The organism is Streptomyces sp. Q6 (assembly GCF_036967205.1).
Classification (GTDB): Bacteria; Actinomycetota; Actinomycetes; order Streptomycetales; family Streptomycetaceae; genus Streptomyces; species Streptomyces citrinus.
The window spans coordinates 1,247,480-1,262,000 of the sequence record NZ_CP146022.1; the positions used below are offsets into that span (position 1 = coordinate 1,247,480).

Annotated in this window: 11 protein-coding genes, 2 rRNA genes and 1 riboswitch; of the genes, 1 reads left to right on the plus strand and 12 read right to left on the minus strand. The window is 65.4% G+C overall.

Annotation, left to right across the window (positions count from 1 at the left end):
- Positions 1-100 precede the first annotated feature (100 nt).
- Positions 101-197, minus strand: a riboswitch (glycine riboswitch).
- Positions 198-311: 114 nt separating this feature from the next.
- On the plus strand, positions 312-686 hold the full coding sequence (locus V2W30_RS05955) for a PRC-barrel domain-containing protein (RefSeq protein ID WP_338694219.1): 375 nt from the start codon (positions 312-314) through the stop codon (positions 684-686).
- A gap of 64 nt (positions 687-750) precedes the next feature.
- Here the strand turns inward: V2W30_RS05955 and V2W30_RS05960 are convergent, their stop codons facing one another.
- The 12 genes from V2W30_RS05960 to V2W30_RS06015 form a co-directional block, all read right to left on the minus strand.
- The gene (locus tag V2W30_RS05960) at positions 751-2,166 is read right to left on the minus strand and encodes a DNA polymerase IV (protein WP_338694220.1); all 1,416 of its coding nucleotides are present in this window, start codon (positions 2,164-2,166) and stop codon (positions 751-753) included.
- Between the two features lie 45 nt (positions 2,167-2,211).
- On the minus strand, positions 2,212-2,832 hold the full coding sequence (locus V2W30_RS05965; RefSeq protein ID WP_338694222.1) for a MerR family transcriptional regulator: 621 nt from the start codon (positions 2,830-2,832) through the stop codon (positions 2,212-2,214).
- A gap of 178 nt (positions 2,833-3,010) precedes the next feature.
- Complete coding sequence (locus V2W30_RS05970) at positions 3,011-3,484, minus strand: bifunctional nuclease family protein (RefSeq protein ID WP_005475662.1); 474 nt, start codon at positions 3,482-3,484, stop codon at positions 3,011-3,013.
- Between the two features lie 86 nt (positions 3,485-3,570).
- A complete protein-coding gene (locus V2W30_RS05975) occupies positions 3,571-4,299 on the minus strand; it encodes a MerR family transcriptional regulator (protein ID WP_338694230.1) in 729 nt (242 codons plus the stop codon).
- A gap of 26 nt (positions 4,300-4,325) precedes the next feature.
- Positions 4,326-5,270: an FHA domain-containing protein gene (locus tag V2W30_RS05980; protein ID WP_338703502.1), complete on the minus strand. Its 945-nt coding sequence runs from the start codon at positions 5,268-5,270 to the stop codon at positions 4,326-4,328.
- 82 nt (positions 5,271-5,352) lie between these two features.
- Positions 5,353-6,231 carry a DUF881 domain-containing protein gene (locus V2W30_RS05985; RefSeq protein WP_338694232.1) on the minus strand — a complete coding sequence of 293 codons (879 nt, stop codon included), beginning with the start codon at positions 6,229-6,231 and terminating at the stop codon, positions 5,353-5,355.
- Between the two features lie 5 nt (positions 6,232-6,236).
- Positions 6,237-6,569 carry a small basic family protein gene (locus tag V2W30_RS05990; RefSeq protein WP_008749169.1) on the minus strand — a complete coding sequence of 111 codons (333 nt, stop codon included), beginning with the start codon at positions 6,567-6,569 and terminating at the stop codon, positions 6,237-6,239.
- Positions 6,566-7,471 carry a DUF881 domain-containing protein gene (locus V2W30_RS05995; protein WP_338694239.1) on the minus strand — a complete coding sequence of 302 codons (906 nt, stop codon included), beginning with the start codon at positions 7,469-7,471 and terminating at the stop codon, positions 6,566-6,568. Before V2W30_RS05995 ends, V2W30_RS05990 begins: the two co-directional genes overlap by 4 nt.
- Positions 7,472-7,562: 91 nt before the next feature.
- Positions 7,563-10,058: a mannose-1-phosphate guanyltransferase gene (locus V2W30_RS06000; RefSeq protein WP_338694240.1), complete on the minus strand. Its 2,496-nt coding sequence runs from the start codon at positions 10,056-10,058 to the stop codon at positions 7,563-7,565.
- A 114-nt stretch (positions 10,059-10,172) separates the two neighbouring features.
- Complete coding sequence (locus V2W30_RS06005; RefSeq protein ID WP_338694241.1) at positions 10,173-10,781, minus strand: CDP-alcohol phosphatidyltransferase family protein; 609 nt, start codon at positions 10,779-10,781, stop codon at positions 10,173-10,175.
- Positions 10,782-10,927: 146 nt separating this feature from the next.
- Positions 10,928-11,044, minus strand: a 5S ribosomal RNA gene (gene rrf / locus V2W30_RS06010).
- Between the two features lie 88 nt (positions 11,045-11,132).
- Positions 11,133-14,255: ribosomal RNA gene (locus V2W30_RS06015) — 23S ribosomal RNA — on the minus strand.
- Between the last annotated feature and the right edge of the window lie 266 nt (positions 14,256-14,521).

The following is a 14,521-nucleotide window of genomic DNA, read 5'->3' on the forward strand; positions in this document are numbered from 1 at the left end:
GAGCTTCACCGGCCCGCCCGCGCAGCTGCACGAGGGCACGCCGGTTTTCACCGTCGGTGAGAGCGGGAAACGCACACCCCGCCCTGCTTTCCAGAGTGACCTCGTCCGTGCGGTACAGGGGCCTGAGAGATTCCGGGGAGGATTTGCTCCTTCGGCGCCTCCGACGACTGCTCGGAGGACTCTCCCGCACGGGGTCAGCAGCCGTCTGCCAGCCTACCAGCGGCTACTTGGCCGGAACCCTCGAGTGGCCGCCTTCCTCAATGTGCTCTTTCGTAGTGCTTACAGACGAGTTGCGATCAGCTGGAGGCACCGTGCAGACCGATGTCGATCCGCGCAATCTGATCGGCCGCAAGGCGTTCGACCGCAACGGAACCAAGATCGGCACCATCGACGAGGTCTACCTCGACGACGCCACCGGCGTTCCGGAGTGGGCTGCCATACGTACCGGCCTCTTCAGCCGCGACGCCTTCGTCCCCCTGGAGCCCAGCGAACTCGTGGACGGGACCCTGCGCGTCCCCTTCGAGCGCTCCCTGATCAAGGACGCCCCCGACTTCGGCGTCGGCCGCCACCTCTCCCCCGAGCAGGAGCTCCAGCTGTACCACCACTACGGCCTGGACATCACGGCTCCCCCGGGCCCGGACGCCACCTTCGGCCACATCGCGGGCGCGGAAGAAGACCCGACCTGACGCCTCCGCGCCCCTGAGGCGCCGCCCCTCCCCGGCCGCCGCCCGGCCGATCACCGGACGGGCCCTAAGCCCCCGCCGCGACATCCACCCCCGTCTCCACCGCGTCAGCCACGCCGACCCGCCCCACCGGCTCCACCAGCGGCAGCGGCTCGGCCGGCTCCAGCTCGGGATCGTCCACCCGGAACGTCCGCACGCGCCCGGGCACCTGCGAGTACGGCGTCTCGAACCGGACGGTGACCCGCCCGAGCCCGCTGCCCTGCACCCACCCCGCCCCGAACTCGGCATGCCGCACATCGTGCCCGGCCATCCAGCGCCGCTCGACGACCGGCTCGACCGGGGCCGCTTCCCCGACGACCTCGTCCGCCGCCGCCTCGGCGTCCTCGACCACCTCACCGGCCCGCTCGGCGGCGGCCGCCTGTGCGAACAGATCCTCCTGCGTGAAGTCGGCGAGCCCGCTGACCCCGACCCCCAGGAGCCGCACGCCCCCGGTCGTGTCCACGCCCTCCAGCAAGCGCGCGGCAGACTCCCGCACGACCGCCGGATCGTCCGTGGGCCCGCGCAGCGTCTCGGACCGCGTCAAGGTCGAGAAGTCGTAGCGCCGCACCTTGAGCACCACGGTCCGCCCCGATCTGTCGGCGGCCCGCAGCCGCTCCACACACCGGTCAGCGAGGCGCTGCACCTCCATACGCACCCGCACCCGGTCATGGATGTCCACGTCGTACGTGTCCTCGACCGACACCGACTTGGAGTCCCGCTCGGCGACGACGGGCCGGTCGTCGTGCGCCAGCGCCATCGCGTACAGATGGCTCCCGTGCGCCTTCCCGAGCAGCCGCACCAACTCGTCCTCGCCCGCCTCGGCGATCTCCTCCACGGTGACGATCCCGGCCCGCCGCAGATGATCCCCGGTGGCCGGCCCGACCCCGGGCAGGATCCGCACGGACTTCGGCCCGAGCAGCGCCCGCTCGGTCCCGGGCCGTATCAGCACGAGCCCGTCCGGCTTGGCCTCCTCGGACCCGATCTTGGCGAGCATCTTGGAGGCGGCGATCCCCACGGACCCGGTCAGCCCGGTCACCCGCCGGATGTCCGTCCGCAGCCGCACCCCCACGGCGTGCGCGGACGCCTCGTCCCAGGCCGTCTCACCGGCCTCCAGATCGACGAACGCCTCGTCCAGGCTCAATGGCTCCACCAGCGGCGAGAGCTCCCGCAGCAGCCCCATCACCTGCTCGCTGATCTCCCGGTACAGCCGGAACCTCGGCACCAGATACGCCGCGTTCGGCGCGAGCCGCCGCGCCTGCCCCATCGGCATCGCCGAGTGCACCCCGAACTTGCGTGCTTCGTACGACGCCGTGGCGACGACACCGCGCGGCCCGAGACCGCCCACGACGACCGCTTTCCCGCGCAGGCTCGGCTTCGCCGCCTGCTCGGCAGAGGCGTAGAAGGCATCCATGTCGAGATGCAGAATCGTCGGCGCGGTTCTCACATCTCCGATGCTGCCCTACGCCACTGACAACGCGGCCGTACGAGGTCACACGGCCCGGTTGCGTCGCCTCGCGAGCTCGTCCGCCGGGTTCGGCCGCACCAGGGTCTCCCCGGTGTCCACGCGCTCCCCGTGCAGCTGCGACAGGGCCGCGTCCACGTCCCGCCAGACCACACCCACCGCGATGCCGAAGATCCCCTGCCCGCCCTGGAGCAGGTCGTGCACCTCGGCCGGTGACGTGCACTCGTAGACCGTCGCGCCGTCGCTCATGAGCGTCATGCGCTCCAGATCCCGAAAGCCCCGCTCCCGCAGATGCTGTACCGCCGTGCGGATGTTCTGGAGGGAGACCCCGGTGTCCAGGAAGCGCTTGACGACCTTCAGGACGACGACGTCCCGGAAGCTGTAGAGGCGCTGCGTCCCCGACCCGTACGCGGGCCGCACACTGGGCTCGACAAGGCCGGTCCTGGCCCAGTAGTCGAGCTGCCGATAGGTGATGCCCGCCGCCGCGCAAGCGGTCGGCCCCCGGTATCCGACCTGCTCGGAAGCCGCGTCACCGTTCTCCCCCGCCACCACAGGAACCGCCTGTGGGCGCTGCGAAGTGTGATCGGCCGCGCTGCCGTGAAACGAGTACGGACCGCCCGTCGCCGTACCGTCGCCGCTGCTTCTCACGCCGACCTCCTCTTTGACCTGCCCTCTCGACGGTAGGCAGTCTCAGGGGGTGCGTCAACGAACGCCACACTCGCCACGCCGAGTGATAATCACCCTAGGAGTGGTTTCCCGTATCCCACCGCGGGGAAAGGCTTGTCGAATGCGCTGAGGCGGCCGCCGCTCGGCGACCGCCTCCTGATCACTGACTGTTGGTCCCGAAATCCTCGGGCGAAATCTGGTCCAGGAACTCGCGGAACTTCTCCACCTCGTCCTCCTGCTCGTCCGGGATCGCGATCCCGGCGTCGTCGAGGACACCGTCACTGCCGAAGATCGGCGTCCCGGTGCGCAGCGCGAGCGCTATGGCGTCGGACGGGCGGGCACTGACCTCGACACCGCTCGCGAACACCAGTTCCGCATAGAAGACGCCTTCCCGCAGGTCCGTGATGCGTACTTCCGTCAGCTCCTGACCGACCGCCTCCAGCACGTCCTTGAAAAGGTCGTGCGTCAGCGGCCGCGCGGGGGCCATGCCCTGCTGAGCGAAGGCGATCGCCGTCGCCTCCCCCGGTCCGATCCAGATGGGGAGGTAACGGTCGCCTCCCACTTCACGCAGGAGCACGATCGGTTGGTTGGAGGGCATTTCGACCCGGACACCTACGACGTCGAGCTCGTTCACACAGCAACCCTAGGACGTGCCCGGCCGGTTTGGGTAGTCGGGCATGCTCCGAGGGCCGGGCCCACGGCACTCGCCCGCCCTTTCCATCAGGGCAGACGCACCCCGAGAGCGGTCTGCACAAGTGCCGCGTGCAACTTCACGGTCAGCCCCGCCATCTCCGTGGCACGGGCCTGCGCGAGCGCTCTGGTCTGCGGATTGCGGTGCACCTTGAGCGGCGCGACGACGGAGTCGACCAGACCCGCCTCACGGTCCGCGGCCGCCCGCATGACGCGCAGATGCCGCGGCTCGATCCCGAACCCGCCCAGTTCGCCGACGAGCTCGGCGACCAGAACGGCCGAGGCGTCGTAACCCCCGTCCGGCAACGGGGCGATGAGACCGTACGACTCCCACTCCTGGAGGTCCGCCTCGTCGATCCCGGCGGCGGCGAGCAATTCGTCCCGGCCGACCCGCGCGGCCGTCGGGGCCTCGCCCTCGTCCGTCAGGTCGCCGGGGCGCCCAGGAGCGGGTACGGGCAGCGCCTCGCCCCGCTCCAGGGCGTCGAGCTGCTCCTTGATGACCTTCAGCGGCAGATAGTGGTCCCGCTGCATCCGCAGGACGTGAGCGAGCCGCTCGACGTCGTCGGGACTGAACTTGCGGTAGCCGGACGGCGTCCGCTGCGGCTCGATGAGCCCTTCGGACTCCAAGAACCTGATCTTGGAGATGGTGACTTCGGGAAACTCATCGCGCAGCACGTTCAGTACGGTGCCGATGCTCATCAGCCGACTGTCCGTGGTGGCGGTGCCGCTGCCGGCACCGCCCCTCGTCGTTTGCAGCATGGACCTTCCTGAAGGCTCGCTGACGGTCAGATAGCCCGCTGGCTCGCGTAGAAGACCAGCCGGTACTTGCCGATCTGCACCTCGTCGCCGTTGTGCAGCGTCACCGAGTCGATGCGCTCACGGTTCACGTACGTGCCGTTGAGGCTGCCGACGTCGGCGACGGTGAACGTGCCGTCCTGCAGACGACGGAACTCCACGTGGCGGCGCGACACGGTCACGTCGTCCAGGAAGATGTCGCTCTGCGGGTGGCGCCCCGCCGTCGTCAGGTCGCCGTCCAGGAGGAAGCGGCTGCCCGAGTTCGGACCTCGCCGCACCACCAGGAGCGCCGAGCCGAGCGGCAGCGCGTCGACCGCGGCCTGCGCCTCGGGCGACAGCGCGGGCAGCTGCGTCTGGCCGGTGGCCTCGGGGTCGTAGGACTCAAGACCGGAGATGGAGATCGTGGAGGTGGTCTCCGACGGCCCCTCGGCCGCCACTCCGCCACGCAGCGGCGCACCGCAGTTGGAGCAGAACCGGCTGTTCTCCGCGTTCCGGTTTCCGCACCTCGTACACACCAGGGCCGACATGGACGGATCCTCCTGCCGCGGCTGCCCCGCGGGGGCGTGGGACGCGTACGGGTCGGGGGTAAACCCTCCACCCGTACTTGAGGTTGACGGTTCTCCGAAACCTATGCGGCCGGAACCGGCAGGGTCAACAGACGACGCGCCCTGTCCGCCCGAATTGTCACCGCCGACCTGGTCCCGGAACAGCGGGCGCTCGCCCACCTGCGTCTCCGGCACGTCACCGTGGCGCGGCGCACGGTGACGGGCGTTGTCCTCACGTGCGCTCTTGCCGAACAACTTCGCAAACAACTTCACGGGCGATTCCCCTTGACCGAAACAGACCCGCCCGTGGGGCAGGACGAACCCTGACTGCACACATCGGCGTACAACACTGACACGGACAACCTCACAACGTCCGTATCCGCCAAACAGTTTCCACCACGCACCCCGCCTACGGTGCGCCGACCCCCCGCAACCTCATGCCCTCGTACGACATCCCCCATGCACCCCCGCCTCACTGCGAGGACGACCGAGCGTAATCAGGCCGCTGCGCCGCACGCAAGGCGTCCACGACGATCTTCTGCGAGCGGCTCACAGAGGCCGTGGCCTGCTCCTTCTCCAGGGTCTGCACCACGCCTCCGGGGATGTTTAGAGCCGGCTCGAGGTCCTGCGGCTTGCCGATGACCTTGAAGCGGTAGGGCTGGCTGATCTTGTGTCCGTCGACGCTCACACCCTTCCCTCCGGTTCCGTCCGCCAGGTACGTGTTGGCCACGACGCGGACGTCGTTCACCTGAATCGCCTCGGCGCCCGCGGCGCGCAGCTCCTGGATCGCGTCGAGCAGCATGTCGGCCTCGACGGCCCCCTTCGTGTCCGTGATCGTCATCGTGATGCCGGGCCCCTGCGCGGCCACGGTGCCCGCGAGGATGCCGAGTTGGCGCTCCTTCTCGACCGTCTGCTTCCGGGCCTCCTCGGCCTGGTCCGAGCTGTTCTCCAACTCGGTGCGCTGGTCCTCGAGGCCCTGCTTCTCATCTTCCAGACGCTGAGTTCGGTCGTCGAGTTCATCGAGAATGCGCACAAGATCTTCCTGGCGGGCCCCGCGCAGGGCGCTGTTGTCGCTGTTGGACCGCACCTGGATGGCGAGTCCGAGGCCCAGGACGAACAACAGCACGGCGACCGTCAGTTGGGCACGGGACACGCGCGGCGGCCACAGCCCCTTCACGAGCCTCTGACGCCCGGTCAGCTTGGGCTCACCGGCGGGCTCGGGCTCGGGCGTCCCCGGCTGCGGCGCGACCTCGGCGGGCAGCTCCTTGCGCAGCCGGTGCTCGGGCTTGTGGTCATGCTTGTGGCCGTGCGTGTGGTCGTGCTCGTGCTCGGGCTTCTCTTCGGGGTTCATCGGCCTCACGCCCGGAACACATGCCGCCGGATGGCGGCCGCGTTGGAGAAGATGCGGATGCCGAGCACCACGACGACGCCGGTCGACAACTGCGCGCCGACGCCCAGCTTGTCGCCCAGGAAGACGATCAGCGCGGCCACGACGACGTTCGACAGGAACGACACGACGAAGACCTTGTCGTCGAAGATCCCGTCCAGCATGGCGCGCAGCCCGCCGAACACCGCGTCGAGCGCCGCGACCACGGCGATCGGCAGGTACGGCTCGACCACCGCCGGAACCTCGGGCCGGACGAACAGCCCGACCACGACTCCCACGACGAGGCCCAGTACGGCGATCACGATGTGCCCTTCTGCTCTGCTCTCGGCTGTGCTGTACGTACGATCACGCTGGGTGCGGCGGGCAGCTTGATGTCGTCCTGGGCCGAAATGCTGGTCCTGATCCCGAAGTTCTCCTGCAACGCGTGCAGGTACAACCCGTCGGGACTGTTCTGGAACCGGGTGCTCAGCCGCTGTCCGTCCCCCACCGCGAGCACCGTGTACGGCGGCACCAGCGGCTTGTTGTCGACCAGTATCGCGTCACCCGCGGCCCTGATCGCGGACAGGGCGGTGAGCCGCTGCCCGTTGATGCTGACGGCCTCGGCACCGGACTGCCAGAGACCGTTGATCACGCGCTGCATGTCCCGGTCGCGCACCCGTCCGGTGTCGGCGAAACCGGCGCTCTCCCGAGGCCCGCTGCCGCCGCCCGTCTCGGCCGACTTGGCGTCGTCGACGACGAGCTTGAGCCCGGGTCCGTGCACGGGTACGGCCCCGGAGAGCACGCCCACCAGCTCGCCCTGCTCGCCGCCGTGCTTCTTCAGCGCCTCGCTCTGCATGTCCCCCACATCGGTCCGCAGCGAGTCGACCTGGCTCTCCAACTTGTCCGCGGAGTCGGTCTCCTGCTCGATGCGATCGATGAGTTCTTCACGTTCCTTGGCGACCACCGGAGCGGCGACGCGCGCCTGCGCGGCCCCCACGGTCACGACCAGGGCGGCGAGCACGAGTCCGGCGGCGAGTCCCAGCTTCGCCCGCAGCGTCTTCGGCAGCCCGCTCTGCCCCTCGGCCTGCTTACGGGCCGCGGCCTCCGCGTACCCGTCGTCCAGGCTGTGGTCCATCACGTTGTTCAGCAGCGACATGGATGCGTCGAGGCGCGCGGGGCGCTCAGGAGTGCTCCGAACGGGGGGCTGCTGCGACATGCCGCACATCGTCGCACGTCGTGGCCGCTACCTCCGAATGGCCCCTCCGGCGTGCCTGTGGGCGCCCCGATCGGGGCGCCCACAGGCACGGCTCACGGACTCAGCGACCCGCGCTGTCCACGACGGCGGACCACTCGTCGAGCAGCTGCTGGGCCGATGCGTCGTCCGGCCCCTCGGCCCACAGATGGGTGACGGCCTCGGCCGGGTCGGGCAGCACCATCACCCAGCGCCCATCGGCCTCCACGACCCGCACACCGTCGGTCGTGTCCACGGACCGGTCGCCGGCCTCCTCCACGACCCGCCGCATGACGAGCCCCTTCACGGCCCACGGCGTCGCGAGATCCCGCTTCAGCACATGCGCCCGCGGAATCCGCGCGTCGATCTGGCTCAGGGTGAGCTGCGTACGCGCGACGAGCCCGATGAGCCGCACGAAGGCGGCGGCTCCGTCGAACACGCTGCTGAACTCCGGAATGATGAAGCCACCGCGCCCGTCACCACCGAAGATGGTCCCGTCCTCGCGTCCCACGCGCGTGAGGTCGTCGGGCGACGTGGTCGTCCACTCCACCTGCGTGCCGTGGTACGCCGCGACCTGCTCGCCGATACGGGTGGTGGTCACCGGCAGAGCGACCCGTCCGCTCCTGCGCTCGGCGGCGACGAGATCGAGCATCACCAGGAGCGCCCGGTCGTCCTCGACGATCCGCCCCTTCTCGTCGACGAGCGAAAGTCGCTCACCGACCGGGTCGAACCGCACCCCGAACGCCGCCCGCGCCGACGCCACGATCTCCCCGAGCCGCACGAGCCCGGAGCGCCGGGTGTCCGCGGTCTCGGTGGGCCGCGACTCGTCGAGTCCCGGGTTGATCGTCAGCGAATCGACACCGAGCCGCCCCAACAGGCTGGGCAGCACGAGCCCGGCACTTCCGTTGGACGCGTCGACGACGACCTTCAGCCCGGCTTCGGCGATCCCGGTCGTATCGACATTGCGCAGCAACGACCCCGTGTACGAGTCGAAAACGCTGGACGGGAAGTGCAGATCCCCGATCTCGCCGGGGAAGGCCCGCCGGTACTCCTGCCGCGCGTACACGCGGTCCAGCTTCCGCTGGCTCCCCTGGGACAGGTCCGCTCCGCGCTCGTCGAAGAACATGATGTCGACGGAGTCCGGCACACCGGGAGAGGTACGAATCATGATCCCGCCGGCACTGCCCCGAGCCGTCTGCTGACGAGCAACGGGAAGCGGCACGTTCTCCAGGTCCCGTACGTCGATGGCGCTGGCCTGAAGTGCGGAGATGACGGCCCGCTTGAGCGCCCGGGCACCACGTGAGTGGTCACGGGCGGTCGTGACGGTGGAGCCCTTCTTCAGGGTCGTCGCGTAGGCACCGGCCAGTCGAACGGCCAGCTCCGGCGTGATCTCCACGTTCAGGATCCCGGAGACGCCCCTCGCCCCGAACAGATGGGCCTGTCCGCGCGACTCCCAGATCACCGACGTGTTGACGAAGGCGCCGGCCTCGATCGTCTTGAAGGGGTAGACGCGCACATTGCCCTGAATGATCGATTCCTCACCGACCAGGCACTCGTCTCCGATGACAGCACCGTCTTCGATCCGGGCGGCCCGCATGATGTCGGTGTTCTTACCGATCACGCAGCCGCGCAGATTGCTGTGCTGCCCGATGTAGACGTTGTCGTGTACGACGGTCTTGTGGAGGAAGGCCCCCGACTTCACGACGACGTTCGAACCCACGACCGTGTGCTCGCGAATCTCGACATCGGCTTCGATCTTTGCGTAGTCACCGATGTACAGCGGTCCACGAAGCACGGCGTCGGGATGAACTTCGGCGCCCTCCGCGACCCACACACCCGGCGAGATCTCGAAGCCGTCGAGTTCTACGTCGACCTTTCCTTCCAGGACATCGGCCTGGGCCTTCACGTAGCTTTCGTGGGTACCGACGTCCTCCCAGTACCCCTCGGCCACGTAGCCGTAGATCGGCTTGCCTTCCTTCATCAGCTGCGGGAAGACATCACCGGACCAGTCCACGGGGACATCTGCCTCGACGTAGTCGAAGACTTCGGGCTCCATGACGTAGATGCCCGTGTTGACCGTGTCCGAGAAGACCTGGCCCCACGTCGGCTTCTCGAGGAACCGCTCGACCTTTCCCTCCTCGTCGACGATGGTGATGCCGAATTCCAACGGATTCGGCACACGCGTCAGACAGACGGTGACGAGCGCACCCTTCTCCTTGTGGAAATTGATGAGCTCGGTGAGGTCGAAATCAGTGAGGGCATCGCCGGAGATCACGAGGAACGCGTCATCCTTCAGCGCTTCCTCGGCGTTCTTCACGCTGCCGGCAGTGCCGAGTGGCTTCTCCTCATTGGCATAGGTGAGCTCCATTCCGAGCTCTTCGCCATCCCCGAAGTAGTTCTTGACCAGGGAGGCCAGGAACTGCACGGTGACCACGGTTTCGGTGAGCCCATGCCGCTTGAGCAGCCTGAGCACATGCTCCATGATCGGCCGGTTGGCCACCGGCAGGAGCGGCTTGGGCATACTCGAGGTCATGGGGCGAAGGCGAGTGCCTTCACCTCCGGCCATCACGACGGCCTTCATGTCGGAAGCGTCCTCCTTGAAGAGACGACGGTCTAGCCGACTTCGCCCGTCCAGAATGCCCCGCGGGTGTCATCGCGTAGGGCGGCTGGCCTCAACCAACACGCATTGGCGAGCTCAATCGGCCATGGAGTCCGCCTTGACAAGGCGGCGGACCTGAACCACGTACAGGATCCCTGCCCACCAATACAGCGTTGTACCCCATCCGGCGAACGCCCATCCGAAAATAGCAGCGACTTCGTGGATCCAGCCACTTCCATCGCTCAGGAGCAACAGAGGGAAGGCATACATCAGGTTGAACGTCGCTGCCTTGCCGAGGAAGTTCACCTGAGGCGGCGGATAGCCGTGCCGCCTGAGGATCCCCACCATCACCAGCAGGAGCAGTTCTCGCGCGAGCAGTACGCCGGTCAACCAAATCGGCAGAATCTCGCGCCATGTCAAACCGACCAAGGTGGACAAAATGTAGAGCCGGTCGGCGGCAGGGTCGAGAAGCCGACCGAGGCTGCTGATCTGATTCCAGCGCCGTGCGAGCTTCCCGTCGAGATAGTCGCTGATGCCGCTCAGCGCGAGCACGAGCAGCGCCCAGCCGTCGCTCTTGGGGCCGCCGAACTCCGGCCTGAGGATGAGCCACAGGAAGAGGGGTACGCCGACGAGACGCGCCATGCTGAGGATGTTCGGGATGGTGAGCACCCGGTCCGTCTGGACACGGGTCTCCTGGACCTCCACCCGGGGGCCTCCTGTGGGAAACGAGCCAACGATGCCCCCTGACCTTACCCTCAGCCCGAGCCGGCGAGAGCAGAGGGGTCGCCGCAACGCAAAAAAGCCTCTGGCCCCGAACACGAAGTTCAGGGCCAGAGGCTTTATCAAAAATAGTTCGGCGGCGTCCTACTCTCCCACAGGGTCCCCCCTGCAGTACCATCGGCGCTGTGAGGCTTAGCTTCCGGGTTCGGAATGTAACCGGGCGTTTCCCTCACGCTATGACCACCGAAACACTATGAAACTGTCAACCGGAGTCGTGGCCTATGACTACGACGGTTGTTCATGGTTTCAGAACCAACACAGTGGACGCGAGCAACTGAGGACAAGCCCTCGGCCTATTAGTACCAGTCACCTCCACCCGTTACCGGGCTTCCAGATCTGGCCTATCAACCCAGTCGTCTACTGAGAGCCTTAACCCCTCAAAGGGGGTGGGAGTCCTCATCTTGAAGCAGGCTTCCCGCTTAGATGCTTTCAGCGGTTATCCTTTCCGAACGTAGCCAACCAGCCATGCCCTTGGCAGGACAACTGGCACACCAGAGGTTCGTCCGTCCCGGTCCTCTCGTACTAGGGACAGCCCTTCTCAAGACTCCTGCGCGCGCAGCGGATAGGGACCGAACTGTCTCACGACGTTCTAAACCCAGCTCGCGTACCGCTTTAATGGGCGAACAGCCCAACCCTTGGGACCGACTCCAGCCCCAGGATGCGACGAGCCGACATCGAGGTGCCAAACCATCCCGTCGATATGGACTCTTGGGGAAGATCAGCCTGTTATCCCCGGGGTACCTTTTATCCGTTGAGCGACGGCGCTTCCACAAGCCACCGCCGGATCACTAGTCCCGACTTTCGTCCCTGCTCGACCCGTCGGTCTCACAGTCAAGCTCCCTTGTGCACTTACACTCAACACCTGATTACCAACCAGGCTGAGGGAACCTTTGGGCGCCTCCGTTACTCTTTGGGAGGCAACCGCCCCAGTTAAACTACCCATCAGACACTGTCCCTGATCCGGATCACGGACCCAGGTTAGACATCCAGCACGACCAGAGTGGTATTTCAACGACGACTCCCCAACCACTGGCGTGGCTGGTTCAAAGTCTCCCACCTATCCTACACAAGCCGAACCGAACACCAATATCAAACTGTAGTAAAGGTCCCGGGGTCTTTCCGTCCTGCTGCGCGAAACGAGCATCTTTACTCGTAGTGCAATTTCACCGGGCCTATGGTTGAGACAGTCGAGAAGTCGTTACGCCATTCGTGCAGGTCGGAACTTACCCGACAAGGAATTTCGCTACCTTAGGATGGTTATAGTTACCACCGCCGTTTACTGGCGCTTAAGTTCTCAGCTTCGCACACCCGAAAGTGCACTAACCGGTCCCCTTAACGTTCCAGCACCGGGCAGGCGTCAGTCCGTATACATCGCCTTACGGCTTCGCACGGACCTGTGTTTTTAGTAAACAGTCGCTTCTCGCTGGTCTCTGCGGCCACCCCCAGCTCATGGAGTAAATCCAATCACCAGTGATGGCCCCCCTTCTCCCGAAGTTACGGGGGCATTTTGCCGAGTTCCTTAACCATAGTTCACCCGAACGCCTCGGTATTCTCTACCTGACCACCTGAGTCGGTTTAGGGTACGGGCCGCCATGAAACTCGCTAGAGGCTTTTCTCGACAGCATAGGATCATCCACTTCACCACAATCGGCTCGGCATCAGGTCTCACCCCCATGTGCGACGGATTTACCTATCACACGGGCTACACCCTTACCCCGGGACAACCACCGCCCGGGCTGGACTACCTTCCTGCGTCACCCCATCACTCACCTACTACCAACTTGGGCCGGCGGCTCCACCACTTTCCATTCCCCGAAGGGTCCGGAACGGCTTCACGGCCTTAGCATCACTGGATTCGATGTTTGACGCTTCACAGCGGGTACCGGAATATCAACCGGTTATCCATCGACTACGCCTGTCGGCCTCGCCTTAGGTCCCGACTTACCCTGGGCAGATCAGCTTGACCCAGGAACCCTTAGTCAATCGGCGCACACGTTTCTCACGTGTGTATCGCTACTCATGCCTGCATTCTCACTCGTGAACCGTCCACAACTCGCTTCCGCGGCTGCTTCACCCGGCACACGACGCTCCCCTACCCATCCCAGCAGGCGTTGGCCCTATATGCTGGAATGACACGACTTCGGCGGTACGCTTGAGCCCCGCTACATTGTCGGCGCGGAATCACTAGACCAGTGAGCTATTACGCACTCTTTCAAGGGTGGCTGCTTCTAAGCCAACCTCCTGGTTGTCTCTGCGACTCCACATCCTTTCCCACTTAGCGTACGCTTAGGGGCCTTAGTCGATGCTCTGGGCTGTTTCCCTCTCGACCATGGAGCTTATCCCCCACAGTCTCACTGCCGTGCTCTCACTTACCGGCATTCGGAGTTTGGCTAAGGTCAGTAACCCGGTAGGGCCCATCGCCTATCCAGTGCTCTACCTCCGGCAAGAAACACACGACGCTGCACCTAAATGCATTTCGGGGAGAACCAGCTATCACGGAGTTTGATTGGCCTTTCACCCCTAACCACAGGTCATCCCCCAGGTTTTCAACCCTGGTGGGTTCGGTCCTCCACGAAGTCTTACCTCCGCTTCAACCTGCCCATGGCTAGATCACTCCGCTTCGGGTCTTGAGCGCGCTACTGAATCGCCCTATTCGGACTCGCTTTCGCTACGGCTTCCCCACACGGGTTAACCTCGCAACACACCGCAAACTCGCAGGCTCATTCTTCAAAAGGCACGCAGTCACGACGCAAGGAACAAGTTCCTTGCGCGACGCTCCCACGGCTTGTAGGCACACGGTTTCAGGTACTATTTCACTCCGCTCCCGCGGTACTTTTCACCATTCCCTCACGGTACTATCCGCTATCGGTCACCAGGGAATATTTAGGCTTAACGGGTGGTCCCGCCAGATTCACACGGGATTTCTCGGGCCCCGTGCTACTTGGGTGTCTCTTAAACGAGCCGCTGACGTTTCGACTACGGGGGTCTTACCCTCTACGCCGGACCTTTCGCATGTCCTTCGTCTACATCAACGGTTTCTGACTCGTCTCACAGCCGGCAGACTGTGACAAAGAGATCCCACAACCCCTGCATGCAACCCCTGCCGGGTCTCACACATACAAGGTTTGGCCTCATCCGGTTTCGCTCGCCACTACTCCCGGAATCACGGTTGTTTTCTCTTCCTGCGGGTACTGAGATGTTTCACTTCCCCGCGTTCCCTCCACATACCCTATGTGTTCAGGTATGGGTGACAGCCCATGACGACTGCCGGGTTTCCCCATTCGGAAACCCCCGGATCAAAGCCTGGTTGACGGCTCCCCGGGGACTATCGTGGCCTCCCACGTCCTTCATCGGTTCCTGGTGCCAAGGCATCCACCGTGCGCCCTTAAAAACTTGGCCACAGATGCTCGCGTCCACTGTGCAGTTCTCAAACAACGACCAACCACCCATCACCCCGAACCAACCGGTTCGAGTGCACTGGGGCCGGCACTGAAGGCGACCACACGGCCGTACCTTCAGACACCCAACAGCGTGCCCGACACCCTCGCCTGTCCTATTCGCTTTCCACGCCGAAGCAGTACTTGCGACCAGAGCAGGTCAAGTGTGCCGAATAATCAACGTTCCACCCATGAGCAACCACCGTCGAACATTTGCCGACGTAATGG